This is a genomic window from Amycolatopsis sp. cmx-4-54 (genome assembly GCF_046548895.1).
Classification (GTDB): Bacteria; Actinomycetota; Actinomycetes; order Mycobacteriales; family Pseudonocardiaceae; genus Amycolatopsis.
This window is the reverse complement of the sequence record NZ_JAEBEJ010000004.1, coordinates 420,426-444,401: the sequence shown is the minus strand read 5'-3', so window position 1 is coordinate 444,401 and position 23,976 is coordinate 420,426. Positions and strand designations below refer to the sequence as shown.

Annotated in this window: 25 protein-coding genes; 21 read left to right on the top strand and 4 right to left on the bottom strand. The window is 69.2% G+C overall.

Annotation, left to right across the window (positions count from 1 at the left end; all coding sequences use genetic code 11):
- The first annotated feature begins 45 nt into the window (after positions 1-45).
- Genes ACLJQ7_RS15940 through ACLJQ7_RS15910 form a run of 7 tightly spaced genes read left to right on the top strand, consistent with a single transcriptional unit; the run spans position 46 to position 4,912 of the window.
- Positions 46-525 (top strand): CD225/dispanin family protein, encoded by a 480-nt coding sequence (locus tag ACLJQ7_RS15940; protein ID WP_410648981.1) that lies wholly within the window; start codon positions 46-48, stop codon positions 523-525.
- Between the two features lie 38 nt (positions 526-563).
- Entirely contained in the window at positions 564-1,001 is a 438-nt protein-coding gene (locus ACLJQ7_RS15935) for a CD225/dispanin family protein (protein WP_410648980.1), read from the top strand.
- A gap of 55 nt (positions 1,002-1,056) precedes the next feature.
- Entirely contained in the window at positions 1,057-1,818 is a 762-nt protein-coding gene (recO, locus tag ACLJQ7_RS15930; protein ID WP_410648979.1) for a DNA repair protein RecO, read from the top strand.
- Positions 1,819-1,857: 39 nt separating this feature from the next.
- Complete coding sequence (locus ACLJQ7_RS15925) at positions 1,858-2,679, top strand: isoprenyl transferase (protein WP_410648978.1); 822 nt, start codon at positions 1,858-1,860, stop codon at positions 2,677-2,679.
- Positions 2,680-2,713: 34 nt separating this feature from the next.
- Positions 2,714-3,136, top strand: a complete 423-nt coding sequence (locus ACLJQ7_RS15920) for a hypothetical protein (RefSeq protein ID WP_410648977.1) — start codon at positions 2,714-2,716, stop codon at positions 3,134-3,136.
- Positions 3,137-3,173: 37 nt separating this feature from the next.
- The gene (locus ACLJQ7_RS15915; protein WP_410648976.1) at positions 3,174-4,190 is read left to right on the top strand and encodes a permease; all 1,017 of its coding nucleotides are present in this window, start codon (positions 3,174-3,176) and stop codon (positions 4,188-4,190) included.
- Positions 4,187-4,912 carry a TIGR03943 family putative permease subunit gene (locus tag ACLJQ7_RS15910; RefSeq protein WP_410648975.1) on the top strand — a complete coding sequence of 242 codons (726 nt, stop codon included), beginning with the start codon at positions 4,187-4,189 and terminating at the stop codon, positions 4,910-4,912. Before ACLJQ7_RS15915 ends, ACLJQ7_RS15910 begins: the two co-directional genes overlap by 4 nt.
- Positions 4,913-4,995: 83 nt before the next feature.
- Here the strand turns inward: ACLJQ7_RS15910 and ACLJQ7_RS15905 are convergent, their stop codons facing one another.
- Both ACLJQ7_RS15905 and ACLJQ7_RS15900 read right to left on the bottom strand, forming a co-directional pair.
- On the bottom strand, positions 4,996-5,409 hold the full coding sequence (locus ACLJQ7_RS15905) for a Fur family transcriptional regulator (protein WP_034316411.1): 414 nt from the start codon (positions 5,407-5,409) through the stop codon (positions 4,996-4,998).
- A gap of 2 nt (positions 5,410-5,411) precedes the next feature.
- Positions 5,412-5,795, bottom strand: a complete 384-nt coding sequence (locus ACLJQ7_RS15900; RefSeq protein WP_410649209.1) for an ArsR/SmtB family transcription factor — start codon at positions 5,793-5,795, stop codon at positions 5,412-5,414.
- A 266-nt stretch (positions 5,796-6,061) separates the two neighbouring features.
- Between ACLJQ7_RS15900 and ACLJQ7_RS15895 the strand changes: the two genes are divergently transcribed.
- The 12 genes from ACLJQ7_RS15895 (at position 6,062) to ACLJQ7_RS15840 (ending at position 19,033) form a co-directional block, all read left to right on the top strand.
- Positions 6,062-7,132 carry a hypothetical protein gene (locus tag ACLJQ7_RS15895; protein ID WP_410648974.1) on the top strand — a complete coding sequence of 357 codons (1,071 nt, stop codon included), beginning with the start codon at positions 6,062-6,064 and terminating at the stop codon, positions 7,130-7,132.
- A gap of 7 nt (positions 7,133-7,139) precedes the next feature.
- Positions 7,140-7,769, top strand: a complete 630-nt coding sequence (locus ACLJQ7_RS15890) for a class F sortase (protein ID WP_410648973.1) — start codon at positions 7,140-7,142, stop codon at positions 7,767-7,769.
- 158 nt (positions 7,770-7,927) lie between these two features.
- On the top strand, positions 7,928-8,599 hold the full coding sequence (locus tag ACLJQ7_RS15885; protein ID WP_410648972.1) for a class F sortase: 672 nt from the start codon (positions 7,928-7,930) through the stop codon (positions 8,597-8,599).
- Positions 8,600-8,691: 92 nt separating this feature from the next.
- Complete coding sequence (locus tag ACLJQ7_RS15880) at positions 8,692-10,080, top strand: glycine--tRNA ligase (RefSeq protein WP_034316415.1); 1,389 nt, start codon at positions 8,692-8,694, stop codon at positions 10,078-10,080.
- Positions 10,081-10,516: 436 nt separating this feature from the next.
- Entirely contained in the window at positions 10,517-11,434 is a 918-nt protein-coding gene (locus ACLJQ7_RS15875; RefSeq protein WP_410648971.1) for an ABC transporter ATP-binding protein, read from the top strand.
- On the top strand, positions 11,431-12,159 hold the full coding sequence (locus ACLJQ7_RS15870; RefSeq protein ID WP_410648970.1) for an ABC transporter permease: 729 nt from the start codon (positions 11,431-11,433) through the stop codon (positions 12,157-12,159). Before ACLJQ7_RS15875 ends, ACLJQ7_RS15870 begins: the two co-directional genes overlap by 4 nt.
- A gap of 16 nt (positions 12,160-12,175) precedes the next feature.
- Positions 12,176-13,381 carry a sensor histidine kinase gene (locus ACLJQ7_RS15865; protein ID WP_410648969.1) on the top strand — a complete coding sequence of 402 codons (1,206 nt, stop codon included), beginning with the start codon at positions 12,176-12,178 and terminating at the stop codon, positions 13,379-13,381.
- Positions 13,378-13,983: a response regulator transcription factor gene (locus tag ACLJQ7_RS15860; protein ID WP_410648968.1), complete on the top strand. Its 606-nt coding sequence runs from the start codon at positions 13,378-13,380 to the stop codon at positions 13,981-13,983. Before ACLJQ7_RS15865 ends, ACLJQ7_RS15860 begins: the two co-directional genes overlap by 4 nt.
- Positions 13,984-14,015: 32 nt before the next feature.
- On the top strand, positions 14,016-14,669 hold the full coding sequence (locus tag ACLJQ7_RS15855) for a YdcF family protein (protein ID WP_410648967.1): 654 nt from the start codon (positions 14,016-14,018) through the stop codon (positions 14,667-14,669).
- 39 nt (positions 14,670-14,708) lie between these two features.
- Complete coding sequence (locus ACLJQ7_RS15850) at positions 14,709-15,977, top strand: deoxyguanosinetriphosphate triphosphohydrolase (RefSeq protein WP_410648966.1); 1,269 nt, start codon at positions 14,709-14,711, stop codon at positions 15,975-15,977.
- A 111-nt stretch (positions 15,978-16,088) separates the two neighbouring features.
- Positions 16,089-17,165: a serpin family protein gene (locus tag ACLJQ7_RS15845; RefSeq protein ID WP_410648965.1), complete on the top strand. Its 1,077-nt coding sequence runs from the start codon at positions 16,089-16,091 to the stop codon at positions 17,163-17,165.
- 71 nt (positions 17,166-17,236) lie between these two features.
- Entirely contained in the window at positions 17,237-19,033 is a 1,797-nt protein-coding gene (locus tag ACLJQ7_RS15840) for a glycosyl transferase (RefSeq protein WP_410648964.1), read from the top strand.
- Here the strand turns inward: ACLJQ7_RS15840 and ACLJQ7_RS15835 are convergent.
- Positions 19,023-20,267, bottom strand: coding sequence for an aldehyde dehydrogenase family protein (locus tag ACLJQ7_RS15835; protein ID WP_410648963.1), 1,245 nt, complete (start codon positions 20,265-20,267; stop codon positions 19,023-19,025). The genes ACLJQ7_RS15840 and ACLJQ7_RS15835 overlap by 11 nt on opposite strands.
- A 193-nt stretch (positions 20,268-20,460) precedes the next feature.
- On the opposite strand from ACLJQ7_RS15835, the gene ACLJQ7_RS15830 reads away from it, so the two are divergent.
- A complete protein-coding gene (locus tag ACLJQ7_RS15830) occupies positions 20,461-21,027 on the top strand; it encodes a carboxymuconolactone decarboxylase family protein (protein WP_410648962.1) in 567 nt (188 codons plus the stop codon).
- 56 nt (positions 21,028-21,083) lie between these two features.
- Here ACLJQ7_RS15830 and ACLJQ7_RS15825 read toward each other — a convergent pair whose 3' ends face one another.
- On the bottom strand, positions 21,084-22,022 hold the full coding sequence (locus ACLJQ7_RS15825; protein WP_410648961.1) for a sigma-70 family RNA polymerase sigma factor: 939 nt from the start codon (positions 22,020-22,022) through the stop codon (positions 21,084-21,086).
- Between the two features lie 45 nt (positions 22,023-22,067).
- Between ACLJQ7_RS15825 and dnaG the strand changes: the two genes are divergently transcribed.
- Positions 22,068-23,975, top strand: a complete 1,908-nt coding sequence (gene dnaG, locus ACLJQ7_RS15820; RefSeq protein WP_410648960.1) for a DNA primase — start codon at positions 22,068-22,070, stop codon at positions 23,973-23,975.
- Position 23,976 lies beyond the last annotated feature (1 nt).

Genomic DNA, 23,976 nt, shown 5'->3' with positions numbered 1-23,976 from the left:
GGCGGGATCCACCCGTCGGGAAGCACGACACAAGTGGGGAACCCGATGACGAACCCGTACGGCCAGCAGCCCGGCCCCGGCCAGCAGCCCTATGGCCAGCAGCCTCAGCCCGGATACGGACCCCCGTCCGGCGCCACGCCCGCGCCGTACGGCCAGCCTTCCGGCGCGAACCCGATGCCGTACGGCCAGCCGGCGCCGTATGGTCAGCCCTCGCCGTACGGCCAGCCCGCACCCTATGGCGCCCCGGGCGGCATGCCCGGCGGGATGCCCGGTGGCGGCGACATCAACTCGATCCCGGACTACAAGGGCTGGGCGATCGGCTGCATCTTTCTCTGCTGGATCATCGCGATCTTCGCGATCATGAAGTCCAACGAGGTCAACACGTACAAGATGCAGGGCAACTACGCCGCCGCCATGGACGCGTCGAAGTCGACGAAGACCATGTGCATGATCGCCTCGATCATCGGTGGGGTCGGCTGCCTGTTCTCCATTCTCTGGATCGTCCTGGTCGCCGCGAGCATCTAGCCCGACCCGTAGCCGAAAGAACAACGAGGACCACTTTCATGACCAACCCCTACGGCCAGCAGCAGCCCTACGGACAGCAGCAGCCTGGCTATGGGCCGCCCTCCGGTGGCATGCCCGCTCCCTACGGGCAGCCCGCCCCGTACGGCCAGCCTTCCCCTTACGGCGCTCCGGGCGGTATGCCGGGCGGCGGTGGCGACATCAACGCCATCAAGGACTACAAGGGCTGGGCGATCGGCTGCATCTTCCTCTGCTGGATCATCGCGATCTTCGCGATCATGAAGTCCAACGAGGTCAACACCTACAAGATGCAGGGCAACTACGCCGCCGCGGCGGACGCGTCACGGTCGACGCGGACCATGTGCATGATCGCGTCGATCATCGGCGGCCTCGGCTGCCTCTTCGCCATCGCGATGATCATCATCTCGATCGTCGCGGCTTCGACGGCCACGTACAGCTGCTACGGCAGCTACTGCTGATTTCGATTCCGGGGCGCACCACCCCGATGTCGGTCCCGGGTGGGACGATGTCGGGGTGGTGAACCTTTATCGCGACACCGGAGTGGTGTTGCGGACGCACAAGCTGGGTGAGGCCGACCGGATCGTCACCCTGCTCACGCGGCGGCACGGCAAGGTCCGTGCGGTCGCGAAGGGCGTGCGCCGGACGTCATCGCGTTTCGGGGCCCGGCTGGAGCCGTTCGGGCACGTCGACGTCCAGTTCTACACCGGCCGCTCCCTCGACGTGATCACCCAGGTCGAGACCGTCGACGCCTTCGCGCTGCCGCTGGTGGCCGATTACCAGCGCTACACCGCCGCGAGCGCCATCGCCGAGACGGCGGACCGGTTGTCCGCCGAAGAGGGCGAGCCGGTGCTCAAGCTCTACATGCTCGTCGTCGGGGCCCTTCGCGCGCTCGCGGGCGGGGAACGGGACAGTTCCCTCGTCCTCGACGCGTTCTTCCTGCGGGCCATGGCCTACGCCGGCTGGGCGCCCGCGATCACCGAATGCGCCCGCTGCGGCCTGCCCGGGCCGCACAAGGCGTTCAGCGTGTCCGCCGGCGGCTCGATGTGCCCGGATTGCCGGGTCCCCGGCTGTGTCCACCCCTCCCCGGAGGTACTGACCCTGCTCGCGGCGCTCCTGCACGGCGAGTGGCCGGTGGCCGAAGCTTCGCAGCCGGTGCCGCGGCGCGACGCGTCCGGCCTGGTCGCGGCCCATCTGCAGTGGCATCTGGAGCGCCAGTTGCGGTCGCTGCCGCTGGTGGAGAGGCGTGCACGGGAGACCAGCACGCAGGCGCAGTAGGGTCGCAGGCACAGGTTCGCTCGATCGGGAGGCTCGAAGGTGCTGCGCAGGGGACGCGAGAACAAGGCGTCACAATTCGAACTTCGCGCGCCGGAGCCGCATCCGTCCGGTGCCCGGCCGCCGGAGATCCCCAAGGAACTCCTCCCGAAGCATGTTGCGCTGGTGATGGACGGCAACGGCCGCTGGGCCAACCAGCGGGGACTGCCGCGGATCGAAGGCCACAAACGCGGCGAAGCGGTGATGATCGACGTCGCCAGCGGTGCCGTGGAGCTGGGCGTCAAATGGCTGTCGGTGTACGCGTTCTCCACCGAGAACTGGAAGCGGAGCCCGGAGGAGGTCCGTTTCCTGATGGGCTTCAACCGCGACACCATCCGGCGTCAGGTCGACTACCTCGGTTCGATCGGCGTCCGCATCCGCTGGGCGGGCCGCCGCCCCAAGCTGTGGGCGAGTGTGATCAAGGAACTGCAGGTCGCAGAGGAGAAGACCAAGGACAACACGGCGCTGAACATGACCATGTGCGTCAACTACGGCGGCCGTGCCGAACTGGGTGACGCCATGCGGCGCATCGCCCAGGACGTTGCCGACGGGAAGCTGAACCCGGACAAGGTCACCGAGAAGACCATCGGGAAGTACCTGTACCAGCCCGACATGCCGGACGTGGACCTGTTCCTGCGGCCGTCGGGGGAGCAGCGCACGTCGAACTTCCTGCTGTGGCAGTCGGCCTACGCCGAGATGGTCTACCAGGACACGCTCTTCCCGGACTTCGACCGCACCCACCTGTGGCGGGCGTGCCTCGAGTTCGCGAAACGGGACCGCCGCTTCGGCGGGGCCATCGACAAGGCTTCGGAAGGGACGGTATGACCAACGCCGACGTACTTTTTCCCGCGGAGGCGGCATGACTACCGAAGCAGCTGATACGGCGGCGTTGCTGACGTCGGCACGGGAAGCCCTCGAGCGCTATCTCGAAGTCCACGTCGACGACGACGGCGCGCTGACCTTCTCGCACGCGGACGTCCCGTGCGTCATCCAGGCGACCCGGCTGGCCGAAGGGCTGACCGTGCTGAGCCTGACCTGCGTCGTCGCCTGGGACCTGCCGGACGACCCGGCGATCGCGGCCTCGGCGGCGGAACGAGCTGGGCAGGGCCTGTTCGGGACGCTCGGTGTCGTGCGTTCGGAGAAGGGCATCGACATCACGCTGCGGTACGCGTTCCCGGCCGAGGGCATGGCTCCCTCGCCGCTCGGAACGCTGCTCATGCTGGTCGTCTCGACGGCGTCGCAGCTGCGTTCGGACCTGCTGGGGACCACTCCCGGGGAGTGACCACCGGAACGCTGGGTCACCTGGCATCATCGCGCGCATGGAAACCATTTCCAGAAGCGCCCCGGAGCGGAAGCCGGCCCGGCGGTTCAAGATCACCTCGATCGAGGTGCTCTGCGCGATCCTGCTGATCGCGATCCTCGGGCAGGGCTGGCTCCAGCAGGTGTTCGACGTGCCCGCGCTGCGGACCGGCTCGACGGTGTTCGTCGCGGTCTGCGTGCAGGCGTTGCCGTTCCTGGTGCTCGGGGTGCTGATCAGCGGCGCGATCGCGGCGTTCGTGCCCGCGCGGGTGCTGGAGAAGGTGCTCCCTCGCCGGGCCGGTGCGGCCGTCGGTGTCGCCGGGCTGGCCGGGGTCGCCCTGCCGGGTTGTGAATGCGCGTCGGTGCCCGTCGCGCGGCGGCTGATCGGACAGGGTGTGGCGCCCGCGGCCGCGCTGACGTTCCTGCTGGCCGCGCCCGCGGTGAACCCGGTGGTGCTGGTCGCCACCGCGGTGGCGTTCCCCGGGAACCCGGAGATGGTGTTCGCCCGGTTCGCCGGTTCGCTCGCCACGGCGATGGTGATGGGCTGGCTGTGGGCGAAATGGGGCAAGCTCGACTGGATCGCGGAGCGCGCTTTGCGGCGTCTTCCCGAGGTCCGGCCCGGTTCGCGGTGGAAGACCTTCGCCGAGACCGCGCGAGGGGACCTGGTCGAGGCGGGCGGGTTCCTCGTGCTCGGCGCGATGATCGCCGCCGCGATGAACGTCCTGGTGCCCGCCAAGTGGTTCGGGGTGCTGGGGGAGCAGATCGTGCTCGGGGTGCTGGTGATGGCCGTGCTCGCCGTCGTGCTGGCGCTGTGCAGTGAGGCCGACGCCTTCGTCGCCGCGTCGCTGACCGCGATGCCGCTGCTGCCGAAACTGGTGTTCCTGGTGGTCGGGCCCGCGATCGACGTGAAGCTCTTCGCGCTGCAGACCGGCACCTTCGGCAAGTCGTTCGCGCTGCGGTTCGCGCCCGTGACGTTCGTCGTCGCGCTCAGCTGTGCGGTCGTCTCGGGCACGCTGATCCTCGGAGGTGGCGTGTGAAACGCGAGACCCAGAACATCCTGCTGATCCTGCTCGGCGGGGCGCTGCTCAAGATCACGATCAACGGCGACTACCTGCGGTACGTCAAACCCGCGCAGCAGCCGTGGATCATCGCCGGCGGCGCGGTGATGGTCGCGCTGGGCGCGGTCGCGATCGTCCGGGACCTGCTGGCCGCCCGCGCAGCCGCCGCCGTGTCCGGGGACGTCCACGCGCACGACCACAACACCCGGTCGGCCTGGTTGCTGATGGTGCCGGTGCTGGCCGTGTTCCTGGTCGCGCCGCCCGCGCTGGGCGCCGACTCGGTGACCCGCACCGAGGCCAGGGCGCCGCAAAGCGCCTCGGCGAGCAACGCGGCCGCCTTCCCGCCGCTGCCCGCCGGGGACGTGGTCCCGTTGGAGGTCAACGAGTTCGTCAGCCGGGCGGGCTGGGATTCCAGTGGCTCGCTGAACGGGCGCACGGTGCGGCTGTCCGGGTTCGTGGTGCACAACGAGGGCAACACGATGCTGGCGCGGATGGTGATCGGCTGCTGCGCCGCCGACGCCTATCCGATCACCGTGCGGATGGTGGGCGAGGGCGTGTCGGGGTTCGGCAACGACACCTGGCTGGAGGTCACCGGGACGGTCGTGCCGGGGACCGCGGTGCGGGAGAACAGCTACATGCCGGACTTCACGCTCACCTCGGTGCGGCAGGTGCCGGCGCCGAAGGACCCCTACGAGTACTGAGCGCTTCCCCTGCGGCGTGCTATGAAGGACGCTTTCATGGCAAAATTTGCCATGAAAGCGTCCTTCATAGCGCTTGGGGACGATCAGTGGTTGGAGCAGGTCCCGACGATCTCCACGGTGTGGCTGATGTCGGAGAAGCCGTGCTCCGAGGCGATCTTCTCCGCCCACCGCTCCACGGCCGGTCCCTCGACCTCGACGGTGCTGCCGCAGATCCGGCACACCAGGTGATGGTGGTGATGCGACGAGCAGCGCCGGTAGATGGCCTCGCCGGTGTCGGTGCGCAGGACGTCGATCTCGCCCGCCTCGGACAGCGACTGCAACGTCCGGTACACCGTGGTGAGCCCGATCCCGTCGCCGCGTTTGCGCAGCTCGTCGTGCAGTTCCTGGGCGGAACGGAAGTCGTCGATCTCCTTGAGCAGCTCGACCACGGCGGCCCGCTGTTTCGTCGACCGGCGTCCCGGCACCGGCGCGGAACTGTTGGCCGTCGTCGGACTCATGCTCACTTCCCCTCCTGAACGTGGGCTACGGCGTCCACCACGATATGCGCAAGGTGATCGTCGACCAGCCGGTACACCACCTCACGGCCGCGTCGCTCACCCTGTACGACACCCGCGGTCTTCAGCACCCGCAGATGCTGGCTGATCAGCGGCTGCGCGACATCGAGCGTGTCCACCAGTTCGTGGACGCACCGGTCCGCGTTACGCAGCTGCAGCACGATCGCGATGCGCACGGGTGCGGCGAGTGCCCGGAGCAGGTCGCCGGCGTCCGCGAGTACGGCGGGCGAGGCCGACACGGCGGGTTCGGCGGGGGGCCGGGCCGACGAATGTGGTCCGGGGTCTTCCGAGAGGCCCGGGGCGGCCGAGTCCGGGGTCACCGCAGCCATCGCCGCCTCCACGTCCATCATGATTTCCGAAGTCATTGCCAGTAACAGTCCAGTCCATCTTAGTGTTCCCGCCCCTGCCTGGTCTGTTCGCCGAGCGGGCGACCACTCGGCGGCGGCGTTACTGCTCCGTTCGGGTGACTTCGCAAAGAAATGACCATTCCACTTCGCATGTCGTCGCCAACGGTGCAAGGTTGTCGCGGAGCGTTTCGTCGCTTCTCGTACGCTGACGACCGCGCTCTGAAAGCCCGGAGAGGCAGTGGGGAGACATGACTCGTTTCGTGACGAAGCTGGCCGCCGCGACGGCGGCCGTCGCTTTGGCGTCGGTTCCGGGGCTCGCCTCGGCGCAGACGACGCAGGCCGTCGATGAGAAGACCGGCCCCGTCTCGTTCGCGAACGTGGCGTCGGTGCGCATCGGGAACCCGGGATCGCTGATCACCGAGACCCAGCGTTCGCCGTTGACCCCCGGCCAGTCGAAACTCTCCCCGGATCGCACCGTCGTCCCGCGTGACGCCGGCGAGCAGAGCACGCTCGGTGACAAATGGGTCATCAACCTGGGCCGCTTCGGCGCGCAGAGCCCCTTCCCGGCAGGCATCGCCAGCCGCGACCACAACGTGATCGCCGCGCTGCAGCAGACCACGGTCCCGACAGCGGTCGCGGAGAGCAACTACGCCCTGATCGACAACGGGCGCGGCGGCGCGAAGCCCCTCGACAACACCGTGCTGGTACTCGAAGGCGCGAAGAGCTCCGTCGACTGCTCCTCGCCGAGCAAGGCGACGTCGTCGACGAGCGCGGGCAAGATCTGGGTGCGGGACCAGAACGGTGACCTGAAGCCGTCCGGCGCTTCGGGTATCGACGTCAAGGGACTCAAGCTCGGGCCGCCGTCGATGATCAAGAACGAGAGCCTCAGCAAGGACAAGACCACCTCCGACCTGACCGTCTCCCGGGTGACCGCCTTCGACCAGCTCATCCGGCAGGACGGCTGGCGCGCCGGTGACGTGACCGCGGTCGCGGGCTGGAAGGTGGACATCGTCACGCATGTGCGCGACGAGGAGGGCAAGGATCTGCGCGAGGCCCGCACGACGGTCGTGCTCGGCGGCGTGAGCTGCGGGATCCCGAGGAACTTCGTGGCGAAGCCCGCCGGCGGTACGGGACCGGGTGCGGCGCCCGCGCAGCCCGCGGTACCGGGGACGGTGCCCGCGGGCGGTATCCCGCCACAGACCGCGGACTCGACGCGGACCGTGGTCGGGCTCGGGCTGCTGGGCGGCGGCATCGTGGTCGGCGCCGCGGCCATGCTGCTGCTCCGCCGTCGCAAGCCCGTGCCGGTGCGGGAGAAGTAGCAGCCCCGTGCGGTCCTGGCTGGCGGGACTGTCCGCCGTCGTCACCGCGCTCGCCATCTCGGCGGGCGTGGTCGTGCTGACCTGGGTCCCGCCCGAACCGGCGGTCTCGTTCGCGGAACCCGCGGTCACGCCGGGTGAGGACGGCGCACCGCTGGCGCTGCCCGCCGACAGCTCGAAACGGGGGCAGCGGCCCGGCACGATCCGCCTGCCCGAAGGCGGATCGGCGAAACTCGTCCGCTCCGAGGTCACCTCCCACGGCGTCCTCCCGATCCCGCGCGGCCTCGGCGACGCGGCGTGGTGGGGTGCTCGGCTCGGCGCCGAAGCGGGTACGTCGCTGATCTCCGGGCACGTCAACTGGGGCGGCGTCAAAGGGCCGTTCGACGAATTGTGGCGGATGCGCGAAGGCCAGGAGGTGGCCGTCAGCGACGCGGCGGGCGGCATCTGGGTCTACCGCGTCCGCGAGATCGTCACCGTGCACAAGAACGACTTGCCCGCGCAGGCGGCGAAACTGTTCGCGCAGAGCGGGCCGCACCGGCTGGTGCTGGTCACCTGCGGCGGCGACTACCTCGGGGGAACGGACGGCTACCGGGACAACCGGGTCATCGTCGCGACCCCCGTTTCCGGACCACCCGCCTGATTCCCGCATTTCGTCCTCTGAATGCGGTAGTTGCACGCGCAAGGACCGCATTCAGAGGACGAAATGCGGGAAGTCGGTGCAACCCCTCTCGGCTCGCGTCGCGTGTCTAGCGACACCGGCCGCTCCGGCGGCTCGACGCGAGCAAGGAGTAATACCCGATGGTGGGACAGTTTGACGTGGACGACGCCGCCGCGGCGAGCGAGGAGCGGCCGAAGAAGCGCTCCGGCCTGGGCTGGATCCTCGCCGCCTGCGCGATCTTCGTGGTGGCGGCCGTGGTTGCGGTGTTCCTGATCACCGGAAAGAGTGATCCTGTCGTCGCGGCTGCCCCGGGGCAGGCGAACACGTCCGCGGGACAGCAGGCGCAGGCTCCGGCCGACACGGGACAGGCGCCCGGCACGGTCAGGCTCCCCGGTGGCGGCACGGCGAAACTGATCCGCAAGGAACTGACCGCGGACGGGACCCTCCCCATCCCCGAGGGTCTCGACGAAGCCACCTGGTGGGGCGCGAAACTGGGCGCCGACCAGGGCGCTTCCCTGCTTTCCGGGCATGTGAACTGGAAGGGTAAGAAGGGCCCGTTCGACGAATTGTGGCGGCTCAAGACCGGCCAGGAGGTCAACGTCGTCGACACCGACGGCGGCAAGTGGGTCTACAAGATCGGCGAGGTCGTCACCGTGCACAAGACGAAGCTCGCCGAACAGTCGGAGAAGTTGTTCGGGCCGGACGGGCCGCATCGGCTGGTGCTGGTCACCTGCGGTGGTGAGTACGTCGGCGGGACCGACGGTTACGAGGACAACCGCATCGTCACCGCCTCCTTGGTCAGCAGGCCCTGAGCTGTTCCAACCTCGCCGGAGGCCGTGCGGGGACGGGCGGTTAGTCTTGTCCTTCTAGTCCATACCCGTCCCCGCATGCTTCGGAGCGTGGAGTGCCCGCCAACACCATTGAGACCGTCGTCAGCCTGTGCAAGCGTCGAGGCTTCGTTTTCCCGTGTGGAGAGATCTACGGCGGTACCAAGTCGGCGTGGGACTACGGGCCCCTCGGTGTCGAACTCAAGGACAACATCAAGCGCCAGTGGTGGAAGACCGTCGTGCAGAGCCGCGACGACGTCGTCGGCCTCGACTCCTCGGTGATCCTGCCCCGCCAGGTGTGGGTCGCGTCGGGTCACCTCGACGTCTTCACCGACCCGTTGATCGAATGTCTGTCCTGCCACAAGCGGTTCCGCGCCGACCAGCTGGCCGAGGACTTCTCCGCCCGTTCGGGCAAGGAGGTGTCCGAGGACGACCTGTCCGAGGTGCCGTGCCCGAACTGCGGCACTCGCGGGCAGTACACCGCGCCGCGTGACTTCAACATGATGCTCAAGACCTACCTCGGCCCGGTCGAGTCCGAGGAAGGTGTGCACTACCTCCGCCCGGAGACCGCGCAGGGCATCTTCATCAACTTCCTCAACGTGCAGACCGCGGCGCGCAAGAAGCCGCCGTTCGGCATCGGCCAGATCGGCAAATCGTTCCGGAACGAGATCACGCCGGGCAACTTCATCTTCCGCACGCGCGAGTTCGAGCAGATGGAGATGGAGTTCTTCGTCGAGCCGGGCGAGGACGAGACCTGGCACCAGTACTGGATCGACGCGCGCACCGAGTGGTATAAGGACCTCGGGATCAAGGCGGACAACCTTCGCCTTTACGAGCACCCGAAGGAAAAGCTCTCCCACTACTCGAAGCGCACCGTCGACATCGAGTACCGCTTCGCGTTCAACGCGGGCCAGGAATGGGGCGAGCTCGAAGGTATCGCGAACCGCACCGACTTCGACCTCACGACGCACTCGAACCACTCCGGCGTCGACCTGTCGTTCTTCGACCAGGCCACGAAGCAGCGGTTCCGCCCGTTCGTCATCGAGCCCGCGGCCGGTGTCGGCCGGTCGATGATGGCGTTCCTCGTCGACGCCTACCACGAGGAAGAGGTGCCGAACGCCAAGGGCAGCACCGACACCCGCGCGGTGCTCAAGCTGGACTACCGGCTCGCGCCGTTCAAGGTCGCCGTCCTCCCGTTGTCGCGCAACGCCGATCTCACGCCGAAGGCGCGCGACGTCGCCGCGGCACTGCGCAAGCACTGGAACGTCGACTTCGACGACGCCGGCGCGATCGGCCGCCGCTACCGGCGCCAGGACGAGATCGGGACGCCGTACTGCGTCACCGTCGACTTCGATTCGCTCAACGACCACGCGGTGACCGTGCGGGAGCGCGACACCATGGCGCAGGAGCGGGTGGCGATCGACAAGCTGGAGTCTTATCTGGCGGGGCGCCTGATCGGCGCCTGAGTTCCGGCTGGTAAGTACATGAAGGCCCCCTTCATTGCGTTAGGCGCAGTGAAGGGGGCCTTCATGTACTTACGAAGGGGAGTTTTCGCGTGTCTGGACGGACGACACGTGTGATCCGACGGACGACACGTGTGATTGGGCGGACGACACGCTCGCGACCGGGCTCCGCCGCGAGTTGTCCGTCTGGACACGTGTGTCGTCCGTCCAATCACGCGTGTCGTCCCTTCGATCACGCCGCACCGCTTGCCCGGCTTCACCGACGTTGCGAAAGCCACTTTCGCAACGTTGAAGGTTGCGAAAGTGGCTTTCGCAACATCGACATCGCCGCCATCGCAACACCGCCATCGGCGCCGAGCCCCCACCCCTGACAACTGTCACCCTCAGGTCGTGACGCGCGGCCCACGCCCCGGACGGCCAAGCGCGACAGGCTTCAGTCATGCGAGAACAAGACATCACCGCGGGGGCGGCGGTTCGGCTTTCCGGCCTGCGTAAGCACTACGGCGACGTCCACGCCGTCGACGGCGTGGACCTGACGATCGCGCCGGGCGAGGTGGTCGCCCTCCTCGGCCCCAACGGCGCGGGCAAATCCACCACGGTCGACATGATCCTGGGCCTGAGCGTGCCCGACAGCGGCTCCGTGACCGTCTTCGGGCGCGAGCCCGGCGACGCGGTCGGCGACGGGATGATCGGCGCGATGCTGCAGGGCGGCGCCCTCGTCGAGGATCTCACGGTCGGCGAAACCGTCGGCATGGTCGCGGCACTGCACCGCGAGCCGATGCCCGTGCGCGAGGCGTTGCGCCGTGCCGGGATCGAGGACATCGCGAACCGGCGCTCCACCAAGCTTTCCGGTGGGCAGAAGCAGCGCGTGCGGTTCGCCGTCGCGCTCGTGAGCGACCCCGATCTGCTGGTCCTCGACGAGCCGACCGCCGCGATGGACGTCGGTACGCGCCGCGAGTTCTGGAAGTCCATGTACGAGTACACGAACTCCGGTCGCACGGTCCTGTTCGCGACCCACTATCTCGAAGAGGCCGAAGAGTTCGCCGACCGTGTCGTGCTGATGCGGTCGGGGCGGATCGTCGCGGACGGTTCGGTCGCGCAGGTCCGCGCGCTCGCCGGGGGACGCACGATCCGCGCGGTGGTGCCCGCGACGGCGGAACCGGTGATCGCGGCGCTGCCCGCGGTCACCGAATGCGAACTGCGCGCCGGCCGCGTGGCGATCTCCAGTTCCGATTCCGACGCGACGCTGCGGGCGCTGCTGACCCACGTGCCCGAAGCGCACGACATCGAGATCAGCGCCGTCGGCCTCGAAGGCGCGTTCCTGTCCCTGACCACCAGCGAGGAAGCCGTCCGATGAATCCCACCTACCTCAAGACCGAGATCGTCCGCACCTTCCGTTCGACCAGGTTCGTGCTCTTCGCCGTCGCCTTCCCGGTACTGATGTTCCTTTTGCAGGCCAACGTTTTCGCCTCCGGCAACGGCAACATCGCCGGGGTGGTCATGGTCAACATGATGGCCTTCGGTGCTTTCTCCGCCGCGATGACGAGCGGCGCGAAACTCGCCATCGAGCGGTCCACCGGCTGGCAGCGCCAGTTACGGCTGACCCCGCTGACCGGCGCCGGTTACCTCGGCGGCAAGGCGCTCTCGGCGATGCTCGTCGCCCTTCCGTCGCTGCTCGTCGTCCCGCTGGTCGGCGTCCTCGTCCAGGGCGTCCACCTCGACGCCGCCGGCTGGCTACGGCTGGTGTTCGGCATCTGGCTCGGAGCGATCCCGCTGGTGCTGCTCGGCCTGCTGCTGGGCCAGTTCGGCACACCGGAGTCGATGCAGCCGATGAACATGATCGTCATGATGGGCATGGGTTTCCTCGGCGGCCTGTGGATCCCGATCGACGGGATGCCGTCGTGGATGGCCGACATCGCCCAGGTGACGCCGACGTACTGGCTGATCCAGCTGGTCCGCCCGGTCGTCACCGACCACCTCACGGTGAGCCTCCCCGCCGCGCTCGGGGTACTGGCGGCGTGGACCGCGGTCCTCGGGGCGCTGGTGATCAGGCGTTACCGTAAGGACAGTGCGCGGGTCTGAGGAATTGGGTGAACCGGTGAGCGACTACCCGGGCAGGGTCGAGACGGGCTTGAACAGCCGGGAGAACTGGTGGGCGGACATGCCGCCGCGAACCGGCCGCGGTCCCCGGACGAGGCGGTGGGTGCTCTTCGGTCTCGCCTTCATCGTGCCCAGCCTCGTCCCCGCGGCGGTCGATCTGGCCACCGACGGGGTGACCGGGAAAGAGCTGGTGATCGCCGCGCTCCTGCTCTTCTACGGCTCCTGCTACGTGCTGTTCCCGCTCAGCCTGCGGCCTTCCCGGCGGAAGACGACCTACGTCTTCTCGGTGGTGATGCTGCTCATCGGTCTCACCCTGGTGTTCCTGCACGGCAACAACCCGTACATCCTGATCTACGCGACGGCGGTGCTGGCCTTCACGCTGCCGCCGGCGTGGGCGCTGATCCTGGACGGCGGCGCGCTGCTGCTGGTGCTGGCCGTCCACCTGGTCATCGGGAAAGACGACTTCGGTGACCTGGTGGCGGTCACCTCCATCACGGCGGCGATGTTCTTCATGGCGAACCTGGTCCGCGCGGTGCGGAAACTGGAAGCGGCGAACCGGGAGATCGCGACGCTGGCGGTGGCGGGCGAACGCGAGCGCCTGGCGCGGGATCTGCACGACATCCTCGGCCACAGTCTCACCACCATCACGGTCAAAGCCGGGCTCGCCCGCCGGATCCTGGAGAGCGGCAAGGACGATCCCCGGGCGCTGCAGGAGATCCGCGAGGTCGAGGGGCTGACCCGCAGCGCGCTCTCGGACATCCGGGCCACGGTGTCGGAGTACCGCGAGGTGTCGCTGTCTGCGGAGGTCGCCGGGGCGCGGGCGGCGTTGCGGGCGGCCGAGATCGACGCGGATCTGCCGCACGCGGTGGACAACGTCGATCCCGCCCTGCAGCGCACTTTCGGTTACGTGCTGCGGGAAGCGGTCACCAACGTGATCCGGCATTCCGGGGCGAAACGGGTGAAAGCCCGCTTCGGCAAGACCTGGCTGGAAGTCGAGGACGACGGCGAGGGCGGGGACTCCGGTGCCGCCACAGTGGGGAACGGCCTGCGCGGGCTCACCGAACGGTTGGCCGCGGTCGGCGGGACCTTGACCGCCACCACGCCACCTGGGGGAGGATGGCTCGTCCGGGCGGAGGTACCCGAGTCCGCCTTGCGGAGCGGCGCGCTCGCGCCACTCTCCGAACCCACGGGAGGCTGCGCGTGATCCGGGTCCTGCTCGCCGACGACCAGGCGATGGTGCGCGGGGCGTTGGCCACCGTGCTCGGCCTCGAAGCCGACATCGAAGTGGTCGCCCAGGTCGGCTCAGGTGACGAAGTGCTTCAGCGGGCGAAGGAGACCGCCCCGGACGTCGCGCTGCTCGACGTCCAGATGCCGGGCAAGGACGGCCTCGAAGCCGCCGCCGAGCTGCACGGCGCGCTTCCGCTGTGCCGGATCATCATCTGCACCACCTTCGGCAGGCCCGGTTATCTCTCGCGGGCGATGGCCGCGGGTGCCGCCGGGTTCGTCGTCAAGGACGCGCCACCCGAGCAGCTCGTAGACGCCGTCCGCAGGGTCCACGGCGGGCTCCGGGTGGTCGATCCCGCGCTCGCCGCCGAATCGCTCGCCACCGGCGCGAGCCCGCTCACCGGGCGCGAACACGACGTCCTCCGGGCCGCCGAGGACGGCAGCACGGTGGCCGACATCGCCCGTGCCCTGCACCTTTCCGAAGGCACCGTGCGCAACCACCTTTCGGCCGCGATGGGCAAGACCGGGGCGAGGACCCGGGCCGAAGCGGTGCGGCTCGCGGAAGAGCACGGCTGGCTCTGAGATCGACTCCCCGCTCTGCGAGAATCACCCGTGTGAGTACCGCCGAACGGACGAAACCGACTCGCGCGAACTGGGTTCGCCGGATAGTGGCGGGGTTCCTGCTGGTCGTCGTCGCGGTGATCGGCGGAACGGCGTTCCGGGTCTGGCAGGTCGCGCGGGAGGACGTGCGAGACCGGGCCGACGTCATCGTGGTGCTCGGCGCCGCCCAGTACAACGGCAGGCCGTCGGAGATCTTCCAGGCCCGGCTGGCCAAGGCGAAGACGCTGTACGACCAGGGCGTGGCGAAGGTGATCGTCACCGCGGGCGGCAAGAAGGCGGACGACAACTACACCGAGGCGCACGCGGGCGCGCAGTGGCTGCGCAAACGCGGCGTGCCGTCGTCGGCGACGCTGCCGGTCGGTGAGGGCAGCGACACCCTGCGGAGCCTCCGTGCGGTCGCCGAGCAGGTGCAGAAACGGGGCTGGAAGACCGCTGTGCTGGTCAGCGACCCGTGGCACTCCTTCCGCGCGCGGGTGATGGCCGACGACCTCGGGCTCGACACCTGGACGTCGCCCACCCATCGCGGCCCGATCGTGCAGACCCGCGAAACGCAGGCGCGCTACATCGTCCGTGAGACCGGCGCGCTGCTGTACTACCGCCTCACGAAGTCGCCGGCGGACAGTCTGTTCGGTACCGGCGCGGTCTGACGCCCGATAAGTGTCGGTGAGCACGTTTAGTCTGGTCGGGTGGACACCTACACCGAGGCCGACAGGGCGCGTTTGCTGCCCGAGCGGCCCAAGGGCGCGGCGTTGGAAGGCGCCGCGGACGGGCGGAGCGCCTTCGCCCGTGATCGCGCCCGAGTGCTGCACTCGGCCGCTCTGCGCCGGTTGGCGGGCAAGACCCAGGTCGTCGGCCCGGGTGAAGGGGCCGAGGTCAGCGGTGTGCCGCGCACGCGGCTGACCCATTCGCTGGAGGTCGCCCAGATCGGCAGGGGGATCGCGGACGAGCTGGGCGCGGATCCGGATCTGGTGGACACCGCGGGCCTCGCGCACGACATCGGGCATCCGCCGTTCGGGCACAACGGCGAGCGCGCGCTGGACGAGGTCGCCCAGCCGTGTGGTGGTTTCGAGGGCAACGCGCAGACGTTGCGGATCCTGACCAGGCTGGAGCCCAAGGTCCTGCTCGAAGGCGGCGTCGTGGGCGGGCTGAATCTCACCCGCGCCTGTCTCGACGCCTCGATGAAGTACCCGTGGCAGCGGGAAGAAGGCAAGGCGAAGTACGGCGTCTACGCCGACGACGCCGAGGTGTTCGCGTGGGTCCGCCGAGATGCCCCGGAGCGCCGCACCTGCCTGGAAGCGCAGATCATGGACTGGTCCGACGACGTCGCCTATTCGGTGCACGACGTCGAAGACGGGGTGCTGGCCGGGCGGATCTCGTTGCGGGTGCTGGCCGACGCGGAGGAACGCGCGGCGGTGGCCGAGGCGGCGCGGAGGTTTTCCCACCGGTCACAGTCCACTTTGGAGGGTGCGGCGAAGGAACTGCTCGATCTGCCGGTGGTCGCCGAGCTCAGCGAACCGGGGCTCGACGGGTCGCTCGAGGCGCAGGTCGCGTTGAAACGGCTGACGAGCGAACTGGTCGGGCGGTTCGCGACGGCGGTCGTCGGCGCGACACGGGAGGCGTACGGCGAAGGGCCGCTGAGCCGCTACGCCGCGCGGCTGGTCATTCCGGAGCAGGTCGCGGCCGAGGTCGCGTTGCTCAAGGCGCTCGCGCTGCGGTACGTGATGAGCGACAGGCGGCGGCTGGCGATGCAGGACGGCCAGCGCCAGACGCTCGCCGAGCTGGTCGACGCGCTGTGCCGCCGCGCGCCCGACGCGCTGGACGGCCTGTTCCTGCCCGCGTGGCAGGCCGCCTCGGACGACGCGGCCCGCCTGCGCGTGGTCGTCGACCAGGTGGCGTCGCTCACGGACGCGCAGGCCTACGCGTGGCACGCCTGGCATACCGGCCGCCACGGCTGAGCCGCTCCCGGGCGTCCCGCTGATCTCGCCCCCGGCCGACACGCCGCCCTCGGACAAGGCGGAACTTTCGGACAGGAGACGAGCGGGCCCGTCCACGGTACGGTCTGCGGCATGGGCGCTGTCGAAAGCCACCTCCGGTTTGGTCTGGACCTCTATCGGGTGCTGGCGAGCCGCGCGGAGAACGCGTGTTTCTCGCCGTACTCGATCGCGAGCGCGCTCGGCCTGGTGACCCAGGCCGCCAAGGGGAAGACCAGAGAAGAGCTGATCGCGCTGCTCGGCGACCCGGACGAGCTGGCCGAACTGCTGGGCAAGGCCTCGTCGCTGCTCGACGACGGCCCGGAACTCGCGGTCGCGAACACGCTCTGGGCCTGGGACGGGCTCCCGCTCGAGGATTCCTTCCGCGCGGAACTCGCCACCTGGCCGGGCGGCAGGGTCGAGAGCGCCCCGTTCGGTGACGATCCCGAGGCCGCGCGACGGCTGATCAACGCCGACGTCGCCGAGGCCACCCGCGAGCTGATCCCCGAACTGCTGAAGCCGGGGACCGTCGCGCCCGACACCGTCGCCGCGATCGTCAACGCCCTGTATCTCAAAACCGCCTGGACCGACCAGTTCTCGCGTGACAACACCGCGCCCGCGGACTTCCACGCGCCGTCCGGAACCCGTACGGTGCCGACGATGTGGCTCGAAAAGCAGCTCGACCACACCCACGAGGACGGCTGGCAGGTCGTCCGCCTCGGCGCCGAGGGCGGGGTGGAGGCGATCGTCCTGCTGCCCGACGGCGATCTCGACGACGCCGAGCTGGACGCGGGCAAGCTGGCGCGACTGCTGGAGAACACGCGGTCCAAGACCATCGCCCTGTCGCTGCCGAAACTCGACCTCGACGTCGACAGCCCGCTGACGGCGAAACTCCAGGACCTCGGGGTGCGGACGATGTTCACCGCCGACGCCGACCTCACCGGGCTCGCCGACGACGACCGGCTCGAAGTGTCCGAGGTCCTCCACCAGTCCGTGCTCCGCATCGACGAGCAAGGCCTCGAAGGCGCCGCCGCGACGGCGGTGCTGATGCGGCTGACGTCGCTCATCGTGGACGAACCTCTGGAAGTCGCCGTCGATCGGCCCTTCCTTCTGCTCGTCAGGCATGCCTCGACGGGTGTGATCTACTTTCTCGCCCGCGTTGTCGAGCCGTGAGGACGGTCAGTGAGTCTTCTCCAGGGACGTACGGCCGTGAGGACCCGCCGAATACCCCCGAAGGACTTCCGATGACAACCACCGAGGCGGCGGAGGTGGAGGCCGGGAAGACTCCCACGAGACCTCGCCGGTTCGCCGCCGCCGACGCCGCCATCATGGGCGGCTTCCTGCTGTTCGCCTTCCTGCTCTACAACGGGCTCTGGCTCGACCTCAAAGAGGGCTATCTCTGGAACAGCGCGTCGGACCAGAACCTGTGGGAGTGGTTCTTCTCCGTCACCGCGGACAACGTGCTGCACCTGAGGAATCCGCTCAGCACGCATTTCCAGAACCATCCGCTCGGCGTGAACCTGATGGCCAACACGGCCATGCTCGGCATCGGCATCCCGCTTTCACCGGTCACGCTCACCTTCGGCCCGACGGTCACCTGGGCCATCGCGCTCACCGGCGGTCTCGCCGGCACCGCGGCGGCCTGGTACTGGGTGTTCTCGCGTCATCTGGTCACCCACCGGGTCGGTGCGGCCATCGGCGGCGCGTTCGTCGGCTTCGCCCCGCCGATGATTTCGCACGGCAACGCGCACCCGAACTTCGTCGCGTGGTTCGTCCTGCCGTTCATCGCGTTGCTGGTCTTCAAGATCGCCCGCGGTGAACGCCCCGTCCGCAACGGGATCTTCCTCGGTCTGCTGGCGGCGTACCAGATCTTCCTCGGCGAGGAACCGCTGCTGATCTTCGCGATGGCGTTCGCGATCTTCGCCATCGCCTACTTCGCGACGAACCACCGCGAGTTCCCGCCGATGGCGAAACCGCTGGGGATCGGCGTCGGCATCGGGGTCCTCGTGGCGCTCGTGCTGTGCGCTTTCCCGCTGTGGTGGCAGTTCTTCGGCCCGCAGAGCTATCAGGCGATCGAGCACGGCCCGGTCGGGAACGACACGGCCGCGTTCACCCGGTTCGCGACGCAGTCGGTCGCCGGGCAGCCGCAGGCCGCGGCGGACGTGTCGATGAACCGCACCGAGGAGAACGCCTTCTTCGGCTGGCCGTTGATCGTGCTGATGGTGGTCATCACCGCCTGGTTGTGGCGCGAGGTGTTCGCGCGGGCGCTGGCGATCTCGATGTTCGTGATGGCCTGGCTCTCGCTCGGCGTGCAGATCATCGTGGTGCACGAGGAAACCGGGATCCCGGGACCGTGGAAGCTCTTCTCGGAGCTGCCGTTGTTCGAGTCGTTGCTGGAATCGCGGCTCGCGATGGGCTGCATCCCGCTGATCGGCGCTCTGCTGGCGCTGGCGACCGAGCGCGTCTACGCGGTCGCCTCGAAACTCCCCGAAGTGCCGGGGGAGCGGCGATTCCCGTTGCGGCTGCTGTGGATCGGTGTCGTCATCGCGGTCCTGCTGCCGATCGCGCCGACGCAGCTGATCGTGAAGGACAGGCCGCCGACGCCGAGATTCCTCGCCGACGGCACCTGGCGGAGCTACGTCGCGCCCGGCGGAACCGTGGTGCCCGTGCCGTTGCCGAGTTCCGGGGAATCCGAACCGTTGCACTGGCAGATCGACGCGGGGCTCGGCTATTCGATGCCGGAGGGCTATTTCGTCGGCCCGAGCGGCCCGGACGACAAACGCGGCCGCTACGGCGCCATCCAGCGGCCGACGTCGGTCATCTTCGACCAGATCAAGCAGACCGGCGTGCCGGCGACGATCACCGAGTCGCAGCGGGTGCAGGCGCTGGAGGATCTGCGGTACTGGAACGCCGACGTGCTCGTGCTGATCCCGCGCGAACACCAGGACGCCTTCCGGACCACAGTGGACCTGCTGCTGCGGAAACCCGCCGAGTTCGTCGACGGCGTCTGGGTGTGGGACGTCCGGACGATCACTCCCTGAGAGCGGCCCACCGCGAACCCGCGAACGGTCCGTCCACGGACATCGCCAGGTGCGCGTTGACCCGGACCGTCCCGCTGCCGAGCCGTGCCGCGACTTCGGCGGCGTACTCCTCGTCCGCACCCCATACCGAACCGCACAAGCCGCCTGCGGTGGCGTTCGCCAGCCCGACCGCTTCGTCCACTGTGGAGCATCGGACGACCGGCAGCACCGGGCCGAACTGTTCCTCGGTCACGACTCGCATCCCGTCGTGCGCCTCGGCGAGGATCGCCGGGGCGAAGAAGTACCCTGGCCCGTCGAGCGGCCCGCCGGTCACGAGCCGCGCGCCGTCCGCCCGCGCCTCGTCGGTGAGACCGGTGACGCGGTCGTACCGCGGCCGGTTGTTCACCGGGCCGAGCTGTGTCCCGGGTGACCGCCCGCCGCCGACCACGACTCGCGCCGCCACGGCCGCCAGCGCCTCCACGACGCCGTCGTGGACGGACCCGACGGCGTAGACCCGCTCGACCGCCACGCCGAGCTGGCCGCAGTTGGCGAAGGCACTCCAGAAGAGCCGTTCCGCGATGGCGGCCGGATCCGTGCCGGGAAGCACGATCGCGGGATCGTTGCCGCCCAGTTCCAGCGTCAGCCGCCGCCATTCCCGCGCGGACGCGGCGGCCATCCGCTTCCCGGTGTCGGCCGATCCCGTGAAGTCGACCTGCCGGATCCCGGGATGGGCGACCAGGTGCTCGCCGAGGGGGTCCCGTCCGGTGAGCACGGTCAGCACGCCCGGTGGCAGCACCTGTGCCAGCATCCGGCCGAGGTGCAGCGTGGTGAGCGGGGTGCGCGGCGACGGCTTGAGCACCACCGTGTTCCCGGCGGCGAACGCCGGCGCGAGTTTCGCGACGGCCGACTGCACGGGGAAGTTCCACGACGTGATCGCGGCGACCGGTCCGTCGCCGCCGTCCCGCGGTCCGGGCCGCAGCCCGGCGAAGTACCGGAACCGCGACGCGGCCCCGGTGAACTCGGCTTCGGCCTCGTGAAGCGGTTTCCCCTGCTCCTCGGAGAGCACGGGGGCCAGCACGGGCGCGGCCTCCTCGACGACGACGGCGCACGACGTCAGCGCCGCATGCCGATCCGAGGCGTGCCACGCCTGCCACGCGTCGGCGGCGGCGCGTACCGCTTTGTCGACTTCGGCGGGCCCGCAGTCGGGGACGGTCGTGATCCGTTGTCCGGTGGCGGGATCCTCGACGGCGAGCATCGATCCTCCTCGGGGAGGGCAAAGGGCCGGCTCACCAGCCTACCTTCGATGATCGACTCGGGGTTCCGGCGAAAAGGCGAATCGAGGGCCCTTCCGGTGCGTCATGGGCGTCATGGGCGTCATGGGCGTCACTGTCACGTCCGGGCGGGCCGTCTCGTCCATTCGGTGATCGCAACCGCACGAGGAGGACACCATGCCGCGTATTCCCGCCGTGAAGACCGCCGAAGCCGGCTTCCTGCTGAAGCTGTTCTACAAGTTCGCCGGCAAGCGCTTCGGCGCCGTGCCCGAGCCGATGGCCGTCTACGCGCACCACCCGGCGCTGCTCCGGGCGAACGGCATGCACGAAATGATGGCGGAGAAGGCCAGCAAGACACTGCCGCCGAACGTGCGCGAGCTGGCCGTGTACCGCGTCGCGACCCAGCTCGGCTGCACGTGGTGCATCGATTTCGGGACCATGCTGCAACTGCACGAGGGCCTCGACATCGAACGGCTGAAGAACATCGACGACTACGCGAAGTCGCCGGCCTTCACCCACCAGGAACGGCTCGCGCTCGCCTACGCCGACGCGATGACCGCGAGCCCGGTGACCGCCACCGACGAGCAGGTCGCCGAGCTGGAACGCGAATTCGGTCGCAAGGGCGTCATCGAGCTGACCTACCAGATCGGCCTCGAGAACATGCGTGCCCGGATGAACAGCGCGCTCGACATCACCGCGCAGGGCTTCACCTCGGGCGACGCCTGCAAGATCCCGCTTCCCTGACCTACCGCGTTTAGTCCTCTGAATGCGCCAGGGCGCATTCAGAGGACTAAACGCGATCAGGAGCCGACGCGGGTCCGCGCGGTGGTGAGCTTGTCCGGGTTCGCCATGTCGTAGATCGCGACGATCTTCCCGTCGCGGATGACGAACGCGTCGACGTGCTCGTCGAGCGCCCGGTACCCGGCGGAGGCCGCCTGCGGCGGGATGTAGACCCCGAGGTCGCCGTTGACCAGGGCGAGCCTCGCCTGTTCCATCCCCGCCGGGTCGTACATCCGCATGAGGCCCTGGAACAGCCGGGTGACCTTGTCGAACCCGGCGACCGTGTGGACCGCCGTGCGCGCCTTGCCGCCGCCGTCGCCGACGAGGACGACGTCGGGATGCAGGACCTCGGCCACCGCCTGGATGTCGCCGGTGAGCATCGCGGTCATGAACTTCTCGATGATCTGCTGCTGCTCGGCGAGCGCCGTCCGGGGCGGCGGATCGGCGTCGGCGACCGCGCGGCGGCCGCGGGAACCGTGCTGCCGCGCGGTTTCCGGCGTGCAGCCCAGGATCTCGGCGATCTCCCCGAACGGCACCGAAAACGCGTCGTGCAGGACGAACGCGACGCGTTGTTCCGGCGTCAGCCGGTCGAGGACCACCATCGCCGCCATGCGCATCCCGTCGTCGCGGACGGCGACGGTCAGCGGATCCTCCGACGACGGCGTGCCCAGCGGACCGAGGACGGGTTCGGGCAGCCATTCGCCGACGTACCGCTCGCGGCGCACCACCGCGGACCGCAGCCGGTCGAGGCAGATCCGGCTGACGACGGTGGTCAGCCAGCCCTTGTGGTCTTCGATGGCCGAGCGGCGTCGTTCGTCCAGGCCGCTCAGGCGCAGCCACGACTCTTGGACCGCGTCCTCGGCGTCGGACAGCGTGCCGGTCAGCCGGTAGGCGACCGACACCAGATGGGGGCGCAGCGCGGCGAAATTCCCGGCGAGTTCGTCCAGGGCGGTGCTCATTCCCCGAGTGTGCCGCACAGCGCTCGAAGAGGACGGCCTAGAGTGATGAGCGTGGCAGGACGGATTCGGGAGAGCGACATCGCGGAGGTGCGCGAGCGCAACCGGATCGACGAGGTCATCGGTGACTACGTGGCCCTCCGCAACGCCGGCGGCGGCAGCCTGAAAGGGCTTTGCCCGTTCCACAACGAGAAGACCCCGTCGTTCAACGTGCGCCCCACCCACGGCACCTTCCACTGCTTCGGCTGTGGCGAAGGCGGTGACGTGATCAAGTTCATCCAGAAGATGGACCTGATCTCGTTCGTGGAAGCCGTCGAGCGCCTCGCGGATCGCGCGGGGTTCCGGCTGACCTACGAAGGCGGCGGCGGAAGCGTCCAGCGTGATCGCGGCACCCGCGCCCGGCTGATCGAGGCGCACCGCGCGGCGCAGGAGTTCTACGCCGAGCAGTTGCTCACCCCGGACGCGCGGGCGGCGCGGGACTTCCTGTCCGAACGGGGTTTCGACGCGGCCGCCGCGCAGACGTTCGGCTGCGGCTACGCGCCCGCGGGCTGGGACAAGCTCACGAAGCATCTGCTCAACCGCGGGTTCGAAGTCAAGGAACTGCTCACGGCCGGGCTGGCCAAGGAGGGGCAGCGCGGGCCGATGGACCGGTTCAACCGGCGGCTGCTCTGGCCCATCCGCGACGTCGGCAACGAGGTGGTCGGGTTCGGCGCGCGGCGCCTGTACGACGACGACCGCGTCTCGGCGAAGTACCTGAACACGGCGGAATCGCCGATCTACAAGAAGTCGCAGGTGATGTTCGGCCTCGATCTGGCCAAACGCGAGATCGCGAAGCGGCACCAGGTCGTCGTCGTCGAGGGCTACACCGACGTGATGGCGATGCACGCCGCCGGTGTCCCGACGGCCGTCGCGTCGTCGGGGACGGCGTTCGGCGAGGACCACATGAAGGTCCTCCGGCGGCTGATGATGGACGACGACGCCTTCCGCGGCGAGGTGATCTTCACCTTCGACGGTGACGAGGCGGGTCAGAAGGCGGCGCTGAAGGCGTTCGAGGGCGACCAGACCTTCGCCGGGCAGACCTACATCGCGGTCGCCCCCGACGGCATGGACCCGTGCGAACTGCGGCTCGCCAAGGGCGACGCCGCGGTGCGCGACCTCGTCGCTCGGCGGATCCCGCTGTTCGAGTTCGCGATCAAGAGCATGCTCAAGGCGTTCGACCTCGACTCCGTCGACGGTCAGGTGGCGGCACTGCAGAAGACCGTCCCGATGGTCGCGGGGATCAGGGACCGCGCCAGCCGCGACGGCTACGCGTCGAAACTCGCGTGGTGGGTCGGCTGGCAGGACGCGGCGCAGGTGGTGAACCGGGTGCGCGGCAGCGCGGGGGCCGCGGCGAAACGCTCCGCCACCGTCGAGGTCCGGCGGCCCGCTCCCTCGGCGGCGGCGGCCGCCGCCGAGGAGGACCTGCTCAGGCCCGCGCCCGGCGACCCGCGGTTCATCGCACAGCGTGAGGCGCTCAAGGCGGCGTTGCAGCAGCCCATGCTCGCGGGGGCGGAGTACGACGCGCTCCCCGAGGACGCCTTCACCCATCCGGTTTACGTCGCCATCCACAAGGCGTTGCTGTCCGCCGGGGGTGCGGGTTCCGGCCTGACCGGGCCCGCCCTGCTCGACGCGGCCGCCCCGCACTGCCCGCAGGGGACGGTGCGGCGAGTGCTCAGCGAGCTTTCGGTGGAACCGTTGCGCGCCAAGGGAGAGGTCGACTCGCGCTACATCTCCGCGCAACTCGCGGCGGTGCAGGAGAGCCTCGTCGGCCGCCAGATCAACGAGATCAAGTCGAAGCTCCAGCGGCTTTCCCCGGTCGAGGCGCCGGACGACTACCGCGCCCTGTTCGGCGACCTCGTCGCGCTCGAGCAGTACCGGAAGGCGTTGAAGGAACAGGCCATCGGCGGATTGGACTGAG

Bases quoted from the DNA above. Each gene is read 5' to 3' on its own strand.
- ACLJQ7_RS15885 (WP_410648972.1), top strand. From the start codon at position 7,928: ATGGTGGGACAGTTTGACGTGGACGACGCCGCCGCGGCGAGCGAGGAG.
- dnaG (WP_410648960.1), top strand. From the start codon at position 22,068: ATGAGCGTGGCAGGACGGATTCGGGAGAGCGACATCGCGGAGGTGCGC.
- ACLJQ7_RS15875 (WP_410648971.1), top strand. From the start codon at position 10,517: ATGCGAGAACAAGACATCACCGCGGGGGCGGCGGTTCGGCTTTCCGGC.
- ACLJQ7_RS15915 (WP_410648976.1), top strand. From the start codon at position 3,174: ATGGAAACCATTTCCAGAAGCGCCCCGGAGCGGAAGCCGGCCCGGCGG.
- ACLJQ7_RS15870 (WP_410648970.1), top strand. From the start codon at position 11,431: ATGAATCCCACCTACCTCAAGACCGAGATCGTCCGCACCTTCCGTTCG.
- ACLJQ7_RS15825 (WP_410648961.1), bottom strand. From the start codon at position 22,022: ATGAGCACCGCCCTGGACGAACTCGCCGGGAATTTCGCCGCGCTGCGC.
- ACLJQ7_RS15935 (WP_410648980.1), top strand. From the start codon at position 564: ATGACCAACCCCTACGGCCAGCAGCAGCCCTACGGACAGCAGCAGCCT.
- ACLJQ7_RS15905 (WP_034316411.1), bottom strand. From the start codon at position 5,409: ATGAGTCCGACGACGGCCAACAGTTCCGCGCCGGTGCCGGGACGCCGG.
- ACLJQ7_RS15840 (WP_410648964.1), top strand. From the start codon at position 17,237: ATGACAACCACCGAGGCGGCGGAGGTGGAGGCCGGGAAGACTCCCACG.
- ACLJQ7_RS15845 (WP_410648965.1), top strand. From the start codon at position 16,089: ATGGGCGCTGTCGAAAGCCACCTCCGGTTTGGTCTGGACCTCTATCGG.
- ACLJQ7_RS15895 (WP_410648974.1), top strand. From the start codon at position 6,062: ATGACTCGTTTCGTGACGAAGCTGGCCGCCGCGACGGCGGCCGTCGCT.
- ACLJQ7_RS15940 (WP_410648981.1), top strand. From the start codon at position 46: ATGACGAACCCGTACGGCCAGCAGCCCGGCCCCGGCCAGCAGCCCTAT.
- ACLJQ7_RS15830 (WP_410648962.1), top strand. From the start codon at position 20,461: ATGCCGCGTATTCCCGCCGTGAAGACCGCCGAAGCCGGCTTCCTGCTG.
- ACLJQ7_RS15920 (WP_410648977.1), top strand. From the start codon at position 2,714: ATGACTACCGAAGCAGCTGATACGGCGGCGTTGCTGACGTCGGCACGG.
- ACLJQ7_RS15835 (WP_410648963.1), bottom strand. From the start codon at position 20,267: ATGCTCGCCGTCGAGGATCCCGCCACCGGACAACGGATCACGACCGTC.
- ACLJQ7_RS15900 (WP_410649209.1), bottom strand. From the start codon at position 5,795: ATGGCTGCGGTGACCCCGGACTCGGCCGCCCCGGGCCTCTCGGAAGAC.